The sequence below is a fragment of the Rhizobium tibeticum genome (assembly GCF_900110205.1).
In the GTDB taxonomy this organism is placed as follows: domain Bacteria; phylum Pseudomonadota; class Alphaproteobacteria; order Rhizobiales; family Rhizobiaceae; genus Rhizobium; species Rhizobium tibeticum.
In genome coordinates this window covers 254,134-272,832 of record NZ_FOCV01000001.1, presented here as the reverse complement: position 1 = coordinate 272,832, position 18,699 = coordinate 254,134, and the positions used below count along the sequence as shown (strand labels likewise).

Sequence of the window (18,699 nt, the reverse complement as noted above, 5' to 3'; positions counted from 1 at the left end):
CGATCAAAAGTTATCGCCGAGCAAGACCCCGGATCGTTCGGGGTCTTTTTGATTTTTCGCGTTCCGCGCCCGGCGACGGCCGGCATGGGGCTCCATTTCAAATTCTTGACGATTGTCAACATTTTGAAGATTTTCTTTAAATTTTTCGAATTAGCCTGCGAGGCTCATGTCTCGGGGGGATATCTATGCTGCGCCTGTTCTCGGCTTCCATCGTTCGCCAGATCGTTGCCATCACGCTCGTACTACTCGTCTTCAGCACCGCGGCGATCGTCTGCGTCACCTACTACAATCTGAGCGCCTATGTGATGACGAGCGCCGTGTCCGACGCCAAGGATGCCAGCCGGACAATGGCCGTCCTCTACGGCGCCAGCGATCCGGCGGTGAAGATCGAGGTCAGCAACAACGCGCTCGCCGGCGTAACGGAAGAGAAGCTTCCCTCGCTTGGCGATCATGTTCTGGTCGATCGCACCGCGCAGTCGATTGCAGGGGTTGCCACCGTATTTGAACGCCAGGGCAGCGACTACGTCCGCGTTTCGACGAACGTGAAGAAGGAAAACGGTGACCGTGCCGTTGGCACGAAGCTCGCGGCCGATCATCCGGCGCAGGCGGCATTGGCGAAGGGACACGCCTACTACGGCCCGGCCGAGCTGTTCGGTCGCAAATTCATGACCAGTTATTTCCCGGTCAAGAATACAGCCGGTTCGAACGTTGGCATCCTCTTCATCGGCATCCCGATGGAGGTCTACTACAATAGCCTGCAGCAGCTGCTGACGCTGGTGGCGGGCGCTGGCGCGGCGGTATTGCTGCTCGTCGGCGTGGTCGCTTACTTCGCCATCCGGGCGTCCGTCAGGCCGTTGGAAGCGCTAACCGCTACCATCCATACGGTCTCTGCCGGAAATCTCGACGGGCCGATCCCCTGCGTGGAGAAGCAGAACGAGTTCGGCGCGATCGGACGCGCTCTGGCTCTCTTCCGCGACAATGCTCGCACCCGCCAGGCATTGGAAATGCAGGCTGCCGAACAGCGGCAGTTCAGCGATGACGAGCGTGCCCGCAACGATGCCGAGAAGCGCGCGCTAGACGGTCAGATCGACTTCGCCGTCAATCAGCTCGCCGCCGGCTTGGGGCGTCTGGCGCAGGGCGACGTCTCTCAGGCGATCCAGACGCCGTTTGTCGGTCGTCTGGAGCAGCTTCGCGTCGATTTCAATGCGTCGCTCGTTCGCCTGCAGGAAACGCTGGCGCGCATTCGTGACAACGCCGCTTCGATTCAGAACAATTCCGGCGCCATGCTGGCTTCCGCCGACGAGCTTTCGAAGCGCACGGAAGCACAGGCTGCCAATCTAGAAGAAACGGCGGCCGCCGTTGAGGAAATCACCGTAACAGTCACATCCTCTGCGGTGCGTGCACGCGAGGCGAACGATGCCGTATCCGTGACGAAGAAGAACGCCGATAGCTCCGGCGTCGTGGTCAGCGACGCGGTCGCGGCAATGGACCGCATCGAGGAGGCCTCGAAGCAGATCGAACAAATCATCGAAGTCATCGATGAGATCGCGTTTCAGACAAACCTTCTGGCGTTGAACGCCGGTATCGAGGCGGCGCGCGCCGGTGAGGCAGGCAAGGGCTTCGCCGTCGTTGCGCAGGAGGTGCGCGAGCTTGCGCAGCGCTCCGCAGACGCCGCGCGCGAAATCAAGAGCTTGATCGAGAAGTCGACGCGGGAGGTCCTGACCGGGTCCAACCTCGTGCAGAAGACCGGCTCGGTGCTCGCCGCGATCAGCCAGGACATCATCGCGATCAGCAGTCACGTCGAAACGATCGCGACGGCAAGCCAGGACCAATCGGCCGCTCTGCAGGAGGTCAATGGAGCCGTCAATGCGATGGACCAAATGACCCAGCAGAACGCCGCGATGGTCGAGGAAACGACCGAGGCGAGCCGCCAGCTCGCCACCGAAGCCGATGCGTTGATGGCGCTGGTTCAGCAGTTCCGCTTCGAAGCCACTCCCGATTATGACCGGGCGAGACACGCGGCCTGATCGCTGCGGGCGGATGAAGGCTTCGCTGTTCGGGAGCGAAGCGTTTTGGCGCTTAGCCTGGGAGCCGTGAGGAGGGTCGCAAAGCGGACCAAGCGGGAGCTGCCGACGCTCTCGTAGAATTCCTTTTCGGCTCTTGGCGTATACTTGTCGCGGCTGTCGTTCAGCAGATCTGCAATCTGTGCGATGGCGATTAGGGTAATCATGGCGATGTCCTTCTCTCTTGGGCATCGCCTTAGTTATTCCTCAAAATATGCTTTATAAACGCGAATTATCCCACTATGTTTTTCGTCAATGCAAAACACTCAGTGGGACTCTTTTCAGCTTTTTCTTCAGGTCGCCCGGTTTGGTGGGCTGACCGGTGCCAGCGCGTCGAGCGGGCTGAGCCCCGCTACGATCGGCCGTCGCATGCTCGATCTGGAACATGAGATCGGCAAGGCTCTCTTTGTCCGCAGTCAGACGGGCTACAGCCTCACGGTCGACGGCCAGGTGCTTCTGGATTATCTGCACGATATGGAGGCGGCGGCGCGCAAGGTCGACGGCTGGCGGCAGGCCGGAAGTGTCGGCGCAACGGTGAGGATTGCCGCCGGCACTTGGGTCGCGTGGCTTCTGACGGAGAATTTCGCTGCGATCCGCAAGCCCGGTGATGCCTTCGCCATCTCGTTGACCATCGGCGAAGCGCGCGCCAATCTCAATTACCGGGAAAGCGACATCGGTATCCGCGCCTTCGAACCGGAGGAAGGTAATCTTGCCGCCCGCCTGCTCGGCGAGGTGGCCTATGCGGTCTATACCAGGCGCAATGTCGACTCGACCGAGGATCGATGGGTGGCGGTCGCCGAAGAAGATGCGATCTCGAACTATCTCCGCTGGCCGCATCGCAACGCGGCCGGCTCGATCGTTGCGACCGTGAACCGGCCGCGCTCGCTGCCGGAGCTGGTGAGGGCATCTGCCGGCAAGGCGGTGTTACCGTGCTTCGTCGGCGACCTCGATCCCGAACTGCAGCGCCTCGGCGGCGAGCTGCCGGAATTGCGCCACCGGCAGTGGATCGTCATGAACAACGAAGATCGGCACCGGCCGGAAATCCGGACCGTTGCCGATCGCATGACGAAATTGCTGAAGAGCTATGTCGATCTCTTCGCGGGCAAGCGCTCCAGCCGAAGCTGAGAGCGCCGCCTGATCTCGCTCAGTTGCGCCCGGCGACGATGACGGGGATCAAAAGGTCTCCCCAGTTCCCGTCGCCGCCATGGTGTCTTGCCGAGCGGACAAGCTCGACCGATACGCCGGCATCGACCGCTTTCATGACCGACTGGTTCAGCCGGTGCAGGTCGTTGGCCAGCATGCGGATCGTCGTCTGCTGATCCGGCGTCATGCAGGTGGACTGTTCTTCAGCGCGTTCCTTGACGCGTGCAAGCGTAGGCATGGCATTCTCCTCCTTGGTGCAATCATTCTGCCGCTGGTTTGAACTGTGCGTGTTCGGTGGATTCCTTCATCGCCGTGGTCGACGAACGTCCGCCGGTGATGGCCATCGAAACGGCATCGAAGTAACCGGTGCCGACCTCGCGCTGATGCTTGGTCGCGGTGTAGCCGTTGATCTCGGCCGCGAACTCGGCCTCCTGCAGTTCGGAATACGCCGCCATCTGTCGCTCCTTGTAGCCCCGGGCGAGCTCGTACATGCCGAAGTTCAACTGGTGGAATCCGGCAAGCGTGATGAACTGGAACTTGTAGCCCATCGCACCGAGTTCGCGCTGGAATTTGGCGATCGTCGCGTCGTCCAGGTTCTTCTTCCAGTTGAACGACGGCGAGCAATTGTAGGCGAGCAGCTTGCCGGGATACACCTTGTGCACACCTTCGGCAAAGCGGCGGGCTTGCTCCAGATCTGGCTTCGAGGTTTCGCACCAGATGAGGTCGCAGTGCGGCGCGTAGGCGACGGCGCGAGCGATGCAGGGTTCGAGCCCGTTGCGAACCTGATAGAAGCTTTCGACCGTGCGGCCGGCATCATAATCGACAAAGGGTTGGTCGCGTTCGTCGATATCAGATGTCAGCAGCTTGGCGGCCTCGGCGTCCGTGCGGGCGATGACGAGCGTTGCGACCCCCATCACATCTGCGGCGAGACGAGCCGCATCGAGATTGCGGATATGTGCCGCAGTCGGGATCAGGACCTTGCCGCCGAGGTGGCCGCACTTCTTCTCCGACGCCAGCTGGTCCTCGAAGTGAACCCCGGCCACACCCGCTTCGATATAGGCCTTCATGATCTCGAAGGCGTTCAACGGGCCGCCAAAGCCTGCCTCCGCATCAGCGACGATCGGCGCAAACCAGGTCTCGACCGACAGGCCGTTCTGCTCGGACGTCTCGATCTGATCGGCGCGCTGCAGGGTCCGGTTGATTCGCTTGGCGAGTTCAGGGCCGGCGTTTGCCGGGTAGAGTGATTGATCCGGATACATGGCCGAGGCGGTATTGCTATCCGCGGCGACCTGCCAGCCCGAGAGGTAGATTGCCTTCAATCCGGCACGGACCATCTGCATCGCCTGATTGCCCGAGAGCGCGCCGAGCGCATTGACGAAATCATCCTGATGTAGAAGCTGCCACAGCCGCTTGGCGCCCATTTCCGCAAGCGTGTAACGCAATTCCACGGAGCCACGCAGCCGCCGCACGTCGTCGACCGAGTACGGCCGCTCGATGCCATTGAATCGCTCTGTTGAAACGTCTCGGTGCAGCTTGTCAAATGCTGTCATGTCATGCTCCTTGCAGATTGTGGATCAGTTTGGATGATTGACAGAATTTACAAAACACGGAAGAAAACCAGAGATATCTATAGAAACGAGGTGAGAAACGAGTTACGATGCAAAACGGTTGACAAGGTTGTTCTGTAAATTTGTAAATTATTGTAAATTCCGGTTCGCAGCGTTTTGTAAAGGATTGTTACATGGCGGAGCGCAAGATTTTTGCGGGACCGAAGGTCCGGCGCATTCGCAACGGCCTCGGCCTGACGCAGTCTGCGATGGCCGAGGAGCTTGGCATCTCTCCTTCCTATCTCAATCTTATCGAGCGCAATCAGCGGCCGCTGACGGTGCAACTGCTCCTGAAGCTGTCGTCGGTCTACAAGGTTGATCTGGAGGAGCTGAGGGACGAGAGCGGCGGCAGCCTCAATCAGCTCAGGGAGATTTTTGCGGATCCACTCCTGGCCGGCGAACTTCCCGGCGATCAGGAACTCGTGGAGGTCGCAGAAGCTGCGCCCAACGCGGCAAGCGGCATCATCAAACTTTATCGCGCTTATCGCGAGCAGGCGGCCCGCTTGTCGGATCTGACGTCGCTGACAGCAGGCGCGGGCCAGATGCCGCTCGCCGGTGCGCGGCTTCCGGCCGACGAGGTCCGCGATGTCCTCGAGCGGCGCTCGGCGTATTTCCCTGAGCTTGAAGATGCGGCCGAGGCCTTCTCGGCACGCTTTGCCGAGACGCGCGATCTCCCGACCACGTTCAAGGAGTGGCTGCGGGCGGAGCGCGGCATCAGCGTGCGCGTCCTTCCGGTGCACGTCATGCCGGGTCTGCGGCGCCGCTTCGATCGGCACTCGATGCGGCTCTTCGTTTCCGAACGCCTGTCGCCGGCCGATCAGGCGCATGAGATCGCCATCGAGGTTGCAACGCTCGCCTTGCGTGATGCGATCCTGGCGGAACTGGATGGCCTGGCGCTGTCGACGCCGGAGGCAAAGCGGATAGCGCGCTTCGAACTCTGTCGTCATGGCGCGCTGGCGCTTGCCATGCCATACGCGCCCTTTCTCGCTGCAGCCCAGGGCAGCCGATATGATGTCGATACCCTTCGCTCCCGCTTCGGCGTTTCCTATGCGCAGGCGGCAACCCGGCTGGTCATGCTGCAGCGACCCGGCGCATCTGGCATTCCGTTCTTCATGATTGAAATTGATGCCGCCGGTCACAGGCTGCGGCGGGCCGGAGCTCAAGGGTTCCCGCATTCGCGTTTCGGCGGCAGCTGTCCTAAGCTGAACATTCATGCCGCCTTCCTGCAGCCGGGCCAGATTCTTGCCGAAACGGTCGAAATGCCCGATGGCGCCAGCTATCTCACAGTCTCCCGGACGCTCGAGGGGCCGAACGTGGCGTTTTGCGAGCGCGTCAGGCGCACCGCTCTGCTGATCGGCTGCGAAGCTGCTGCCGGCGAAGCATCGGTCTACGGCCAGGTTGCAACGGCTCAGCGGCCGGTCGCGATCGGACCTGCTTGCCGCCTTTGCGAACGGCGCGGTTGCCTTGCGCGCGCCGAGCCGCCCGTCACACGGCCGTTGGGCCTCGATGAGATGGTTGCGGGCCTCAGCAGCTTCGATTTTCAATGACTGTGAAATGATTGAGACTGCTGGTTTTTGCGCTTGTCGGCTCCCGAAAACCTTTCTAGTCTGCCTGCAAAACCAGAGGGCAGGGCGTCCGCAGAAGCGGCGCCGAACAAGAAGAAGACAGGAGATATCATGAGGGCAACTATCGCAAGACTTGCAGCAAGCGCCGTTGTATTCGCGTTCGCCGCTGCGCCGTCCCTTGCGCAGGAGCGTGTGGTCAACGTCTACAATTGGTCGGATTACATTGACAGCTCCATCCTCGAGGACTTCACCCAGGAAACCGGCATCAAGGTCATCTACGACACCTTCGATTCCAACGAGACGGTTGAAACCAAGCTGCTTGCCGGCGGCACCGGCTACGATGTGGTCGTGCCGAGCGGCGATTTCCTGCAGCGCCAGATCCAGGCCGGCGTTTTCCAGAAACTCGACAAATCCAAGCTGCCGAACCTCTCCAATATGTGGGATATGATCCAGCAGCGCACCGCCATGTACGACCCCGGTAACGAATACGCGGTGGACTACATGTGGGGCACCAACGGGATAGGCTACAACAAGAAGAAGCTCGCCGAAATCCTTGGACCAGACGCAAAGGAACCGGGCCTTGAAGCAATCTTCGATCCGAAGGTCGCGGAAAAGTTCAAGGATTGCGGCATCTATGTCCTCGATGCACCGAAGGACGTCATGCCGTCGGCCTTGACCTATATCGGACTTGACCCCAATTCGAGCAAGCCGGCCGATCTGCAAAAGGCCGGCGAACTGCTGGAAAAGGTACGGCCCTTCGTTCGCAAGTTCCATTCCTCGGAATATATCAACGCCTTGGCTAACGGCGACATCTGCATCGCGTTCGGTTACTCCGGCGACATCTTCCAGGCTGCCAACCGTGCGACCGAAGCCAAGAACGGCGTGGAGATCGGCTATTCCATTCCGTCACAGGGCGCGCAGATGTGGTTCGACATGATGGCGATCCCTGCTGATGCCAAGCATGTTGCTGAGGCGCATGAATTCCTCAACTACTTGATGAAGCCGGAAGTCATCGCTAAGGCCAGCAACTACGTCTACTATGCCAACGGCAACAAGGCGTCGCAGCAGTTCATCGACAAGGCAGTCTTCGAAGACCCGTCGGTCTATCCGAGCGAGGACGTGATGAAGAAGCTCTATAGCGTCACGCCATGGGATCCGAAAACGCAACGCACCGCGACCCGGATCTGGACGAAAGTCGTCACCGGCCAGTAGTGAAATTCAGGCCCGGTCGGCAACGTCCGGGCCTTTTCTTGCGCCGATCGCAGGGGAACGTCGGCTTCCAAAATATACTTCGGGGCACACTATGAAGTCACTCGGCAATATCCGCCGCTCCTTTGCACCGTGGGCAGACCCTGTGTCGAAGCCCTTCATCTCGTTCAACAACGTCACGAAGCGGTTCGGCGATTTCACGGCGGTCGACGACCTCTCGCTGAACATCTATCATCGCGAATTCTTTGCCCTGCTGGGGGCCTCGGGATGCGGAAAATCGACCCTGCTGCGCATGCTTGCAGGCTTCGAACAGCTGACCTCGGGCGAAATCGTCCTCGACGGCACCGACCTCGCCGGAACGCCGCCGTACAAACGACCCGTCAACATGATGTTCCAATCCTATGCGCTTTTTCCGCACATGACGGTGGAGAAGAATATCGCCTTCGGTCTGCGCCAGGATGGCATGGCGAAGGAGGAGATCGCCGAGCGCGTCCTGCAGATGCTCAAGATGGTGAAGCTGGAGAAATTCGCTGCGCGCAAGCCGAACCAGCTATCCGGCGGCCAGCGCCAACGCGTTGCCCTGGCGCGGTCGCTCGCCAAGCGGCCGAAGGTGCTGCTGCTCGACGAACCGCTCGGCGCGCTCGACAAGAAGCTGCGCGAAGAAACGCAATTCGAGCTCATGGATCTGCAGCAAAACCTCGGCCTGACCTTTGTCGTTGTGACACACGACCAGGAAGAGGCGATGACCATGGCCGATCGCATTGCGGTCATGAGCCACGGAAAGGTGATCCAGGTCGCGACGCCGGCCGAGATTTACGAGGCGCCGAATTCCCGCTTCGTCGCGGACTTCATCGGCGACGTCAACATCTTCGACGGCAAGGTCGCCAGCGCGAACGACAGCACCGTCGAGATCGCCGTCGACGAGGATTTCTCGATCAGCGTCATCACCCCCGAAAAGCCGGCCATGGGCTCGTCGGTCGGTTTTGCGATCCGCCCGGAAAAGCTGAGAGTCTCACGCAAGCCGCCAGCCAATCCGAAGGTGAACGCGGCGTCTGGGGAGCTATGGGACATCGCCTATCTCGGCGATATGACGATCTTCCACGTGAAGTTGAAGAACGGCAAGGTGGTGAAAGCCTCGCTCCTGAATGCCCAGCGCGCCGTCGACGACCCGTTCGTCTACGACCAGGAAGTCTGGATCACTTTCGCAGAGGATGCCGGCGTCCTCCTCAAGGATTGAAAATGGGCAAGCTCGGTTCCGCCTTCTACAATCGCCTGGTCATAATCATTCCCTATGTCTGGCTGCTGCTGTTCTTCCTGGCGCCGTTCTTCATCGTCTTCCGCATCTCGCTGTCGACCACGGCAATCGCCATGCCGCCGTACGAGCCGGTGTTTTCCCTTGGCGACGGCTGGGTCGGATTCTGGGAGAAGGTGAGCACCTTCTCCTTCGAGAACTACAGCTATCTGATCGATGATCCGCTCTATATGAACGCCTACATATCGAGTCTGGTGATCGCCGGCATATCGACCTTTCTTACGCTGCTCATTGCCTATCCGATCGCCTATGGCATGGCCCAGGCTCCACGCACCATCCGCCCGACACTGCTGATGCTCGTCATCCTGCCGTTCTGGACGAGTTTCCTGATCCGTGTCTACGCCTGGATCGCAATCCTGAAGCCGGAGGGGTTGTTCAATCAGCTGCTGCTGTCGCTGCATGTCATCGACAGCCCGTTGATCATCCTGAACACGAATGTCGCGGTCTATATCGGCATCGTCTATTCCTATCTGCCGTTCATGATCCTGCCGCTCTATTCCTCGCTGGAGAAGATGGACGGCACCCTGATCGAAGCCGCGCAGGATCTCGGTTGCACGCCGATCACCGCGTTCTGGCGCGTCACCTTCCCGCTGTCGCTGCCCGGCGTCGTGGCCGGCTGCATGCTGGTGTTTATCCCGGCGGTCGGCGAATTCGTTATCCCCGACCTGCTTGGCGGATCGCAGACGCTGATGATCGGCAAGACGCTGTGGAACGAGTTCAACGCCAACCGCGATTGGCCGGTGTCCTCGGCGGTGGCGACGATCCTGCTGTTGATCCTGGTGATCCCGATCGTGTTCTTCCAGAACGCGCAGGCCAAGGCCGACGAGCAAGGGAGATAGACATGTTGAGATGGACCCGCTTCAACGTCGCCTCCGTCGCGCTCGGCTTCGCGTTTCTCTATCTGCCGATCGTTCTTCTGGTCGTGTTTTCCTTCAACGAGTCGAAGCTCGTGACTGTCTGGGGCGGCTTTTCGACCAAATGGTACGCCTCGCTCCTGCACAATCAGGCTTTGCTCGATGCCGCCTGGGTAACTGTTCGCGTCGGCATACTCTCGGCCACCGCGGCGACGATCCTTGGAACGCTCGCTGCAATCACGCTGGTGCGCTACACGCGCTTCCGCGGGCGGATGTTGTTTTCCGGCATGGTCTACGCGCCGCTGGTCATGCCTGAAGTGATCACCGGCCTGTCGCTTCTGCTGCTGTTCGTGGCGATCGGCCTCGACCGCGGCTTCTGGACGATCACACTGGCGCATACGACACTGACCATGTGCTTCGTTGCCGTCGTCGTGCAGTCGCGACTGCTGAGCTTCGACAGTTCGATCGAGGAAGCGGCACAGGATCTCGGCGCACCGCCGGTGAGGACCTTCTTCGAAGTGACGCTGCCGATCATTGCGCCTGCGGTGCTCTCCGGTTGGATTCTCGCCTTCACATTGTCGCTGGATGACCTCGTCATCGCGAGCTTCACCTCCGGTCCCGGAGCGACGACGCTGCCGATGAAGATCTACAGCCAGGTCCGCCTCGGGGTAACGCCCGAAATCAACGCAGTCTGCACCATTCTGATCGGGATCGTGGCGATCGGCGTCATTTGCGCCTCTTTGATCACGAAACGCCGCGAACTGCAGCGCGAGCGCGATGAGCGTGCAGCGGCAAACGCGCCGTGATTACTTAGTCGATCCCTGCTGCGTGACGGGAGCCGGCGAGATGACCGGCTCGGGCCAGGCGCCGCCAACGAAGAACGGCAGAGGCGGGAAGCTCGTTGACGCCGTCGGGTCCGTCGCTTCGATCGTTCCCGACAATGCCAATCCGTTCGATTGGTACGGGATGACGCCGGAAAGGATTAACGTCTGCTGCGGTCCCTCGATCCGTCCGCCGTGGATTGTCGCCGCGCCATCCGCGAGATCGGCGGCGATGTCGAACTTGTCGAAGGCGAAGGCTCGGTGGGATACCGCATTCAAAGGGAAGAAGTCGGCGCGCGCGGCCTCTTCGCGTACGGCCTCCGCATCGAAGCCCGGAAGCGAGCCCGAGCGCGCGCGGAAGGCGATCCTGCCGGTCACGTCGCCCGCGCCGGCCTTCCAGAGCGGCATTGTTGTCTTGAGCGACATGTCGAGAGAGCCGGTGGCAAGGGGAAGTGGTCCCTTTAGCTGAAGCCGCTCGATCAAGCCGGCAAAGTCGGCGCCGCGGATCGACAGTTGCAGCTTGCCGCCGCCGTCGAAATCCCCGCGCATCGCCTCTAGATGAGCGGACAGCGCGCCACCTTCAAACTGGCTGTCGCCGATGTCGAACTTCGCCTCGTTGCTGGAAACGATGATGCTCGCGCCGACATCCGAAAGCGTGAAAGGCTCGATCAGCGCCTGTTTCGCGGAAAGTCGGAGGTCGAGATCCAGCTTCTGCAGCGCACCGCCATCTGGTGGCCCGTTTGCTTCTCCGGCCGCCAGGCGAAGTATGAACGCATCGAACAGCGATCTGAAGTTCATCTGGTCGAAAGCCAGCGTGCCGCCAAGCTTGGCGCGTTTGCCTGGCGGAAAGGCCACGTCCATCACACCCCTCGCATTCGATCCGTTCATGCTCATGCTGACATTGTCGAAGCGAAATCCGTTCGGAACCGAAGCGACATCGGTCTCAATCGCGAAGGTCTTTAGGGTCGCGAGACCGGGCAGTGAACGGTCGGCCCATGTCAGAAGAGCAGGAACATCGCCGATGCTGAGGGACATGTTGCCGGCAAGGTCGAAGAAGTGCGAAATGTTCGCCAATCCCTGGAACCGTGCCGTGAGCAGGCTCGAGGTCAGCGATGCGCTCATTTCGGCCTTGTTGCCGCCGAAGATGAGCAGCGGGCTGGGGGACGAGAAATCGAGTTTGAGGTCCTGTCCGCTCGTCCGTGCGATCAGCACGGCAGTGATCGGACTCGATAGTTTGCGCCAGCTCACGTCGGCGGTCACGCCGTCGAAACGGTAGGTCCGGCCGCTTGCGACATCGGCGACATCGACCGTCCCGTCCTCAACGGTAATGGCGCCGACGCTGGCATCCAGTTTTTTGTCGAGGACCTCTCTCCCACCTTCTTCGCGTGCGCCTGCAATCGCCCGCGCCAGAAGCCCCTCATTGGTCCAGTCGATCACGCCGCTGCTTTCGCGGGTAAGCTGCAAGTTGGGGCGGAGAAGGTGGAACTCGTGGAAGCTCGCACGCCCCCTGATCGCATCAATTAGGCTGAACTCAGCAGATAGGCTTTCAATCGTTCCCAGGAGCTTGTTGCCGTTGCCTTGCTGATGAACCGAAATCTTGCTGAGGGTGATGCGAGGCGTCGGCCAGAATTCTATCACCGGTTTGCCGGCGATCTCCGCACGATAGCCGGCCCAATTGGAGAGCGCATCCTCAATGCCAGAGCGAACGAGGCCGGTGGAAATCAGGTAGGGGGCGGCGACACGAAGTGCCACGAAGATCGACAGCACGACAAGCAGGGTGACCGTGGCCAGCCTCGCAAAGCTCGGCAGCCAGCGGGTCACAGGCCTGATTTTTCTCCGCCATCGCGGTTGTCGTGACGTCCCCATACAATCCGCCAGTCTCTTCGGCCACTGCCCTAGTGCTCTGAAAGGCCGGATATATCAAATGCCGCCAGCTTGCAAATGCACGCCGCTGGCTGTGCTCGTCACTCCCTTTATAAGCTGATATTGCATGGTATATAGGCGAACGAACAGGAGGAGTGTCGAATGCGCGACGATAAGCCACTTTGGGTGCCCTCGCGAGCATCGATCGAGGCAAGTCCGATGTATGCCTTCATGCAGAAGTGCAATCGCGACTTTGGGCTCTCACTGGCAGGCTATGACGATTTGCACGCCTTTTCGGTCGCTGACAGGCAGCGCTTCTGGACATCAGTCTGGGAATTCTGCGGCGTCAAGGGCGAGCGCGGAACTTCTGCGCTCCTCAACGGCGATGCCATGCTCGATGCACGCTTCTTCCCCGACGCGACCCTGAATTTTGCCGAGAACCTGCTTTCCGGAGAAGGTGTAGGCGATGCACTGATCTTTCGGGGGGAGGACAAGGTTGCCGATCGCTGGAGCTGGGACAGGCTCCGTAGTCTGGTTTCCAGGCTACAGCAAGCATTCAAGGCAATGGGTATAGGTTCTGGAGATCGGATTGCGGCGATGATGCCGAACATGCCGGAAACGGTGGCCTGCATGCTTGCGGCCGCTTCGATCGGCGCAATCTGGTCGTCCTGTTCGCCAGACTTCGGGGAGCAGGGTGTACTTGATCGGTTTGGTCAGATCGAGCCGAAGCTCTTCATCACCTGCGACGCTTATTGGTATGGCGGCAAGCTGCAGGACGTGAAGGCCAAGGTGGCGACTGTGACAAAGCAACTTGGCGCCCCATGCCTCGTCGTTCGCTATGCCGGCGATGCCTCTGCCGTCGTCAACGAGACGCCCGGCGCGAAGACACTGGAAGACTTCACCGCGCCGTTCGAACCGCGTTCTGTCGAGTTTGTACGCCTGCCATTCTCGCACCCTCTCTATATTCTCTTCTCGTCGGGAACGACCGGCGTTCCGAAGTGTATCGTTCATTCCGCCGGCGGCACATTGTTGCAGCATCTCAAGGAACACCGGCTGCATTGCGGAATTCAGCCTGGGGAGAAGCTTTTCTATTTCACCACATGTGGCTGGATGATGTGGAATTGGTTGGTGAGCGGTTTGGCTGCGGGCGCCACGCTTTGCCTGTTCGACGGTTCACCTTTCGCGCCAGACGGCAACGTCCTCTTCGATTTTGCGGCAGCCGAGAAGTTTGCCGTCTTCGGCACGTCGGCGAAATATATCGACGCGGTTCGCAAGAGCGGGCTGACACCGCGCACGAGCCACGACCTATCCAGTCTTCGGCTGATGACGTCCACAGGCTCGCCGCTCTCGCCTGAGGGCTTCACCTTTGTCTACGAAGGCATCAAGCAAGACGTGCAGCTCGCCTCCATTTCGGGTGGCACCGACATTGTCTCCTGCTTCGTTCTCGGCAATCCCTTACAGCCGGTCTGGCGTGGCGAAATCCAAGGGGCGGGCCTCGGCCTGGCAATGGATGTGTGGGACGACGAGGGCCGGCCGGTGCGCCAGGAGAAAGGCGAGCTCGTCTGTACAAAGGCCTTTCCGTCGATGCCTGTGATGTTCTGGAACGATCCCGACGGCGCGAAGTACAAGGCGGCTTACTTCGAGCGTTTCGACAATGTGTGGTGCCACGGCGACTTCGCCGAATGGACCGAGCACGGCGGCATCGTCATCCATGGACGGTCCGACGCCACGCTCAATCCTGGCGGCGTCCGCATTGGAACCGCGGAGATCTACAACCAGGTCGAACAGATGGGCGAGGTCGCGGAGGCGCTCTGCATCGGCCAGGAATGGGATGACGATGTCCGCGTGATTCTCTTCGTGCGTCTGGCGCCCGGCGCAGCCCTTACCGACGAGTTGGTGAAGGCGATCAAGAACCGGATTCGCACCGGCGCCTCGCCACGTCACGTTCCCGCAAAGATCATCGCCGTCAGCGATATTCCCCGCACCAAGTCCGGAAAGATCGTCGAGCTTGCGGTTCGCGAGATCGTCCACGGCCGGGCGGTGAAGAACAAGGAGGCCCTCGCCAATCCGGAGGCGCTGGAACTCTTTGCGGGGCTTGCGGAATTGCGCGTGTGACCGACGGACCGCGCCGGCCGATTACAAGCTTTCACCTTTGAGAGATTGAAGGCTGCGGCAACCTTTCGTTAATAAACGTTGGTCAGAAGTAAATCTAACTTGGGGCTGCATATGAACGAGGCAGCCGGAGCCTGTGGCTCCCAAAACATGATGTTAGATTGCCTAAGCCCTTGTTGAACAGCACCCGAACTCTCAGGCAGCCTTTGGGCTGCCTTTTTTTGTGTGCGCCCTGCATGGGCGCACTCTTGTGGGTGCAAGTCCCACCGCCCGCGACAGGACAAACCGAATGCAGGCAAACCTCAACTCCTCGAACCGCCCGGTGCGGACGCGCATGCCGGGTGGTGTGGGAGGGGTGAAGCCCAGAGGCTTCCCCCAATCCCGATTCAGCCTGCCAGGACCCGCTGAGACGGGAAGGCGATCTCGACCAGCGTGCCTTCATTGGGTGCGGAGCTGATCGCGAAGATTGCCCGGTTAGCGTCGACCATCGCCTTGGTCAGCGGCAGGCCGAGCCCCGTGCCGTCGCCACGGTGGCGCGACTGTGCCGAAACCTGACGGAACGGCTTCATGGCCTGGTCGAGTTCGCTCCGGGTCATGCCGACGCCGGTATCGCGCAGTCGCAGTACGACGCTGCCGTTTGCCTCGTAGGAGGTGGAAACGACAATTTGCCCACCCGCCGGCGTGAAGCGTATAGAGTTGGAGAGGATGTTGAGCGCGATCTGCTTGATCGAACGAAGGTCGGCAACGACATCAGGCACGGCTTGGGAGAGGGCGGTGCGGATGATTACGCGCTGGCTGTTGGCCTGCGGCTGGAGCAGCGAAACCGCCTCGGAAACCGCCTCGTTGAGATCAATGGCACTGAAATCCAGGTCCATTTCACCGGCCTCGATCTTCGAGATGTCGAGCAGATCGTTGACGATATCGAGAACATGGCGTCCGGACCGACCGATGTCGTTGGCATATTCGACATAGCGCGGATGCCCGATCGGACCGAAACGCTCGGTTGCCATCATGTCGGAGAAGCCGATGATCGCATTCAGCGGCGTGCGGATTTCGTGGCTGACCCGCGCGAGGAAATCGGTCTTGTGTTCGTTGGCGGTCTCGGCTGCGCTCTTGGCGCTGCGCAGTTCGTCCTCCGTGCGTTTCCACTGGGTGATGTCGCGAATGACCGCGCAATAGCCGCTGGAGGAGGTGAGACGTCCCATCGTCATGAAGAGCGGCACGAAACCGCCGCCGGCCTCGCGGCCGATGACTTCCCGGCCATCGTTGAGCACGCTTGCGACACCGTGATCTGACAGACCGCCGAGGTAATCAAGCACAGCCTTCTGGCTCTCATGCGCAAAGAGCATGACGAACGGCTTCCCGCGGGTTTCTTCTTCGTCGTAGTTGAACAGCGCGCTCGCCGAGCGATTCATCGAGCGGATGTCGCCTTCGGCGCCAATTGTCACGACCCCGTCGGTTGCCGTCTCCAGGATCGAACGCAGTTCTTCGACTTCCACCTGCAGCTTGGCGACCTTCTCCAGCATCCTGTCGAAGGAGCGGGGCTCTGCGGGCGGTGCGGGACGCGCGGGAACCGCCGCGTCGATTGCTGCCGGCATCAGCGCGAGCATCAAGGCACTGCTTTCCTCCCAGCGAATGGACTGCAGCCGCGCCGTAACCGGAACGAGACTATCATCGACCGTTACCAGCATCATCGAGCCGGCACGGCTGGCACTTCCTTCGAGCTCGGAGCGCTGCAGCAGTGCATCGATACCGCCGACCTCGCTCAGTTCCTCCAGCGTCTTGTAGCCAGTCAGTCGCATGAATTCCGGGTTGGCGTGGATCAACTGGTCGCCCGCATGCACGAGGACGGCGACGGGCAACTGGTCGATCGTGGCGGCGGATAACCCGGTGGCCATTTTGGCGCGCGGCGGGATGAAGCTCGCCAGCATGTCCATTTGGCTGACGGTTTCTTCCAGCCCTTCGGTCACACCGTCGTCGGAGGCGGAGGTCGCATCGATCGTCTCAGGTTCGTCAGCTACACCCTGTGCCTCGTCGGTTTGTTCTACTTCGGACGAGGCGTCGATGATGTCGTCTTGGAACGCGGGTGAATCATCATCGTGCGTGCCGACCGTCGGCATCTCCATTGCCGGGAGGTCGCGGTCTTCAGTCTCGCTCACCGCAGGCTCGTCGTCGCGCGGTTCCGGCTCGCGGACGCCAAAGGCTTCGAGACGCTTGGCGATCTCGCGGAAATTTGCCTGCTCGGCGGAGGTGAGCTGCGGTCCGGCGCCGTGGAGTTGCACGATCTTGTCGGTCAGGCGGCGGCTTGGATTTTCGACGATCCGCAGGGCCGGAGGCTCTGCAGGTGGTTGTGGCTTTGTCGGCTCGGTCGTCGTCTCGATGTCAGTTTCGGCGGTTGCGGCCACTTCTGTAGGCGGCTCGGAAGCGGGGGCGACTGTCTCCGACATTGTCGGGTCGCTGGTCGCCACTTCATCGGCGAGCGCCGACAACGCGGTGTCTTCGGAGGCTTCGACCGGCTGATCAAGTGCTGCCACGTCATTGATGATGCCGTGCGCGCCAAGTGTCAGTCCGAGCGCCAAGGGATCTTCGGCGGCATCGGACAGGCGCACGACGCCGAAGCCGCGAAAGCCGTCGAATTCCCGGCTTCGGGTGTAAGTGGGTAGAGCCGCGAGGTCGACCGGCACAGCCAGGCTGGTTCCTTCGATCGGCCAGTTGATCGTCTTGCCCGACCAGGTGTCGCGGCGCGCCAGGGCTTCGCTGATCTTGCCTTCCGGATCGAGGTTGAAGAGCGCCGAAATATCGCTGAACGGAGTGCCGATGATGTCAGCCGCATGCGGCCCCACCGCCTCGGCAAATTCATTCGACACTTCGCTGAACCGTCCTGCCGCGTCGATCTTCCAGACGAAACGGGTTGCGCGACTGTTCGGATTGAAAACGAAGACGCCCGCCTTGGCGACCGTTTCGGGCTCCGACTGCTCTGTGTCAAGCGCGACGACGGCATCCTGATCGGCTGCCGCGACGTTTCCGGCAACTGGTGCCTCCGCCGGACTATCTTGGACTGCGGCGGCCACTGCTTCATCGTCTAGGGCGGTCACAGCGGGTTCATCCCTCAGGCCGTCCGTCGTGGTCTCGATTGCATGTGCCTCCGTGTGTTCTAGGGAGGACTGTTCGACTGCGTCGTCCGTCGCCACCGCCGGCAGCGGTTCGTCTTCCCGGCTGACCTCCTCAGGTGCTGGCTCAGCGTCCATCGCTGCTTCGGCGATTGCGACAGCTTCCGTGGTCATCGCTTCGGCTGCGTCGCTCTCATGGATGTCCTTTTCGGGAGGCTCTTCCATGTCTTCGATGCCGGCAATGGCATCGATCGCGTCGACGAAGCTTGCGGCGTGTGGCGCCTCGTTATGGTTAACGGCGGCTGTGGATAAGTCGTCTGTGGGCGCCGGCGCGTCGATCGGGTCGAGATGCCCGATGACGGTTTCAACGGCGAAAAGCAGATTGAGCACCGGCTCGTCACTGAGTCGTCCGACGGCCGCCGGAAGGTAGCCTTTGCCGGTGGCGACGGGTCGTTTCACCAATCGGTCGGCATGATCGCTGGCGAGCGTCGTCATGGCCTTGGCGGTCTGCTGCGTGACGCCGAGCGCGGCAAAGCCGGGCGAGGCGGCGATGATCTCGCCGTTAGCGCCAATCACGGCCATATGCGTATCGGGGTCGTCCAGTCCCTTGAGCATCTGTTGTGCGGAGGCTTTGATCGAGAGGGTGCGGGTCGCAATCGGCAGGGACAGAAGAACAGCTCGCTCGCCCGAGGAAAGGCGGATCAGTTCGACTGTCGCCTGTGCGGCAACGCGCTGGAAGCCCCTGGCAATACGGATCACGAAGTTGCGGCTGTCGCCGACATCTGCAAGCTGCCGTGCCGTCGCCTCGAGCTGGCGAAAGGTGATGTCGGCCCCGTCTATGCCTTGGTCAAGCAGGTCGTAGACTGCCGATTGCCCGAAGAGTTCGGCGCCGGCGCCGTTTGCCCAGAGCGCGCGGCCGAGATCTGCCGACAGCAGGACCATAGCTTCGCCACGCGAAAAACGTTCCCGCACGCGTGGATGCACGGCGATGTCGATGAACGGATATTGGACTGTGGGCATGATCGAACCTTCAGCTTCGG

Annotated in this window: 12 protein-coding genes; 8 read left to right on the top strand and 4 right to left on the bottom strand. The window is 60.9% G+C overall.

All coding sequences use genetic code 11. The annotated features are described in order from the left end of the window. Window positions 1-185 precede the first annotated feature (185 nt). Window positions 186-2,027 carry a methyl-accepting chemotaxis protein gene (locus tag BSG20_RS01340; RefSeq protein ID WP_072370865.1) on the top strand — a complete coding sequence of 614 codons (1,842 nt, stop codon included), beginning with the start codon at window positions 186-188 and terminating at the stop codon, window positions 2,025-2,027. A 291-nt stretch (window positions 2,028-2,318) separates the two neighbouring features. Then, window positions 2,319-3,188 (top strand): LysR family transcriptional regulator, encoded by an 870-nt coding sequence (locus BSG20_RS01330; protein ID WP_072370859.1) that lies wholly within the window; start codon window positions 2,319-2,321, stop codon window positions 3,186-3,188. A gap of 19 nt (window positions 3,189-3,207) precedes the next feature. On the opposite strand, the gene BSG20_RS01325 is transcribed toward BSG20_RS01330, so the two are convergent. Both BSG20_RS01325 and aceA read right to left on the bottom strand, forming a co-directional pair. Continuing rightward, entirely contained in the window at window positions 3,208-3,444 is a 237-nt protein-coding gene (locus BSG20_RS01325; protein WP_007530190.1) for an SMc00767 family acetate metabolism repressor, read from the bottom strand. A gap of 22 nt (window positions 3,445-3,466) precedes the next feature. Next, a complete protein-coding gene (aceA, locus tag BSG20_RS01320; protein ID WP_072370856.1) occupies window positions 3,467-4,756 on the bottom strand; it encodes an isocitrate lyase in 1,290 nt (429 codons plus the stop codon). A 191-nt stretch (window positions 4,757-4,947) separates the two neighbouring features. Here aceA and BSG20_RS01315 point away from each other — a divergent pair, with 191 nt between their 5' ends. The 5 genes from BSG20_RS01315 (at window position 4,948) to BSG20_RS01295 (ending at window position 10,559) form a co-directional block, all read left to right on the top strand. Then, window positions 4,948-6,360, top strand: coding sequence for a helix-turn-helix domain-containing protein (locus BSG20_RS01315; protein WP_072370854.1), 1,413 nt, complete (start codon window positions 4,948-4,950; stop codon window positions 6,358-6,360). A gap of 129 nt (window positions 6,361-6,489) precedes the next feature. Then, on the top strand, window positions 6,490-7,590 hold the full coding sequence (locus BSG20_RS01310; RefSeq protein ID WP_072370851.1) for a polyamine ABC transporter substrate-binding protein: 1,101 nt from the start codon (window positions 6,490-6,492) through the stop codon (window positions 7,588-7,590). Between the two features lie 91 nt (window positions 7,591-7,681). Further along, window positions 7,682-8,824, top strand: coding sequence for an ABC transporter ATP-binding protein (locus tag BSG20_RS01305; protein ID WP_072370848.1), 1,143 nt, complete (start codon window positions 7,682-7,684; stop codon window positions 8,822-8,824). Window positions 8,825-8,826: 2 nt separating this feature from the next. Continuing rightward, on the top strand, window positions 8,827-9,738 hold the full coding sequence (locus BSG20_RS01300) for an ABC transporter permease subunit (protein WP_072370845.1): 912 nt from the start codon (window positions 8,827-8,829) through the stop codon (window positions 9,736-9,738). 2 nt (window positions 9,739-9,740) lie between these two features. Continuing rightward, a complete protein-coding gene (locus tag BSG20_RS01295; protein ID WP_037114085.1) occupies window positions 9,741-10,559 on the top strand; it encodes an ABC transporter permease in 819 nt (272 codons plus the stop codon). Here the strand turns inward: BSG20_RS01295 and BSG20_RS01290 are convergent, their stop codons facing one another. Then, a complete protein-coding gene (locus BSG20_RS01290; protein WP_072370841.1) occupies window positions 10,560-12,440 on the bottom strand; it encodes an AsmA family protein in 1,881 nt (626 codons plus the stop codon). 159 nt (window positions 12,441-12,599) lie between these two features. Here BSG20_RS01290 and BSG20_RS01285 point away from each other — a divergent pair, with 159 nt between their 5' ends. After that, window positions 12,600-14,552, top strand: coding sequence for an acetoacetate--CoA ligase (locus BSG20_RS01285; RefSeq protein WP_072370839.1), 1,953 nt, complete (start codon window positions 12,600-12,602; stop codon window positions 14,550-14,552). Window positions 14,553-14,935: 383 nt separating this feature from the next. Here BSG20_RS01285 and BSG20_RS01280 read toward each other — a convergent pair whose 3' ends face one another. Beyond that, window positions 14,936-18,679, bottom strand: coding sequence for a PAS domain-containing sensor histidine kinase (locus BSG20_RS01280; RefSeq protein WP_072371119.1), 3,744 nt, complete (start codon window positions 18,677-18,679; stop codon window positions 14,936-14,938). Between the last annotated feature and the right edge of the window lie 20 nt (window positions 18,680-18,699).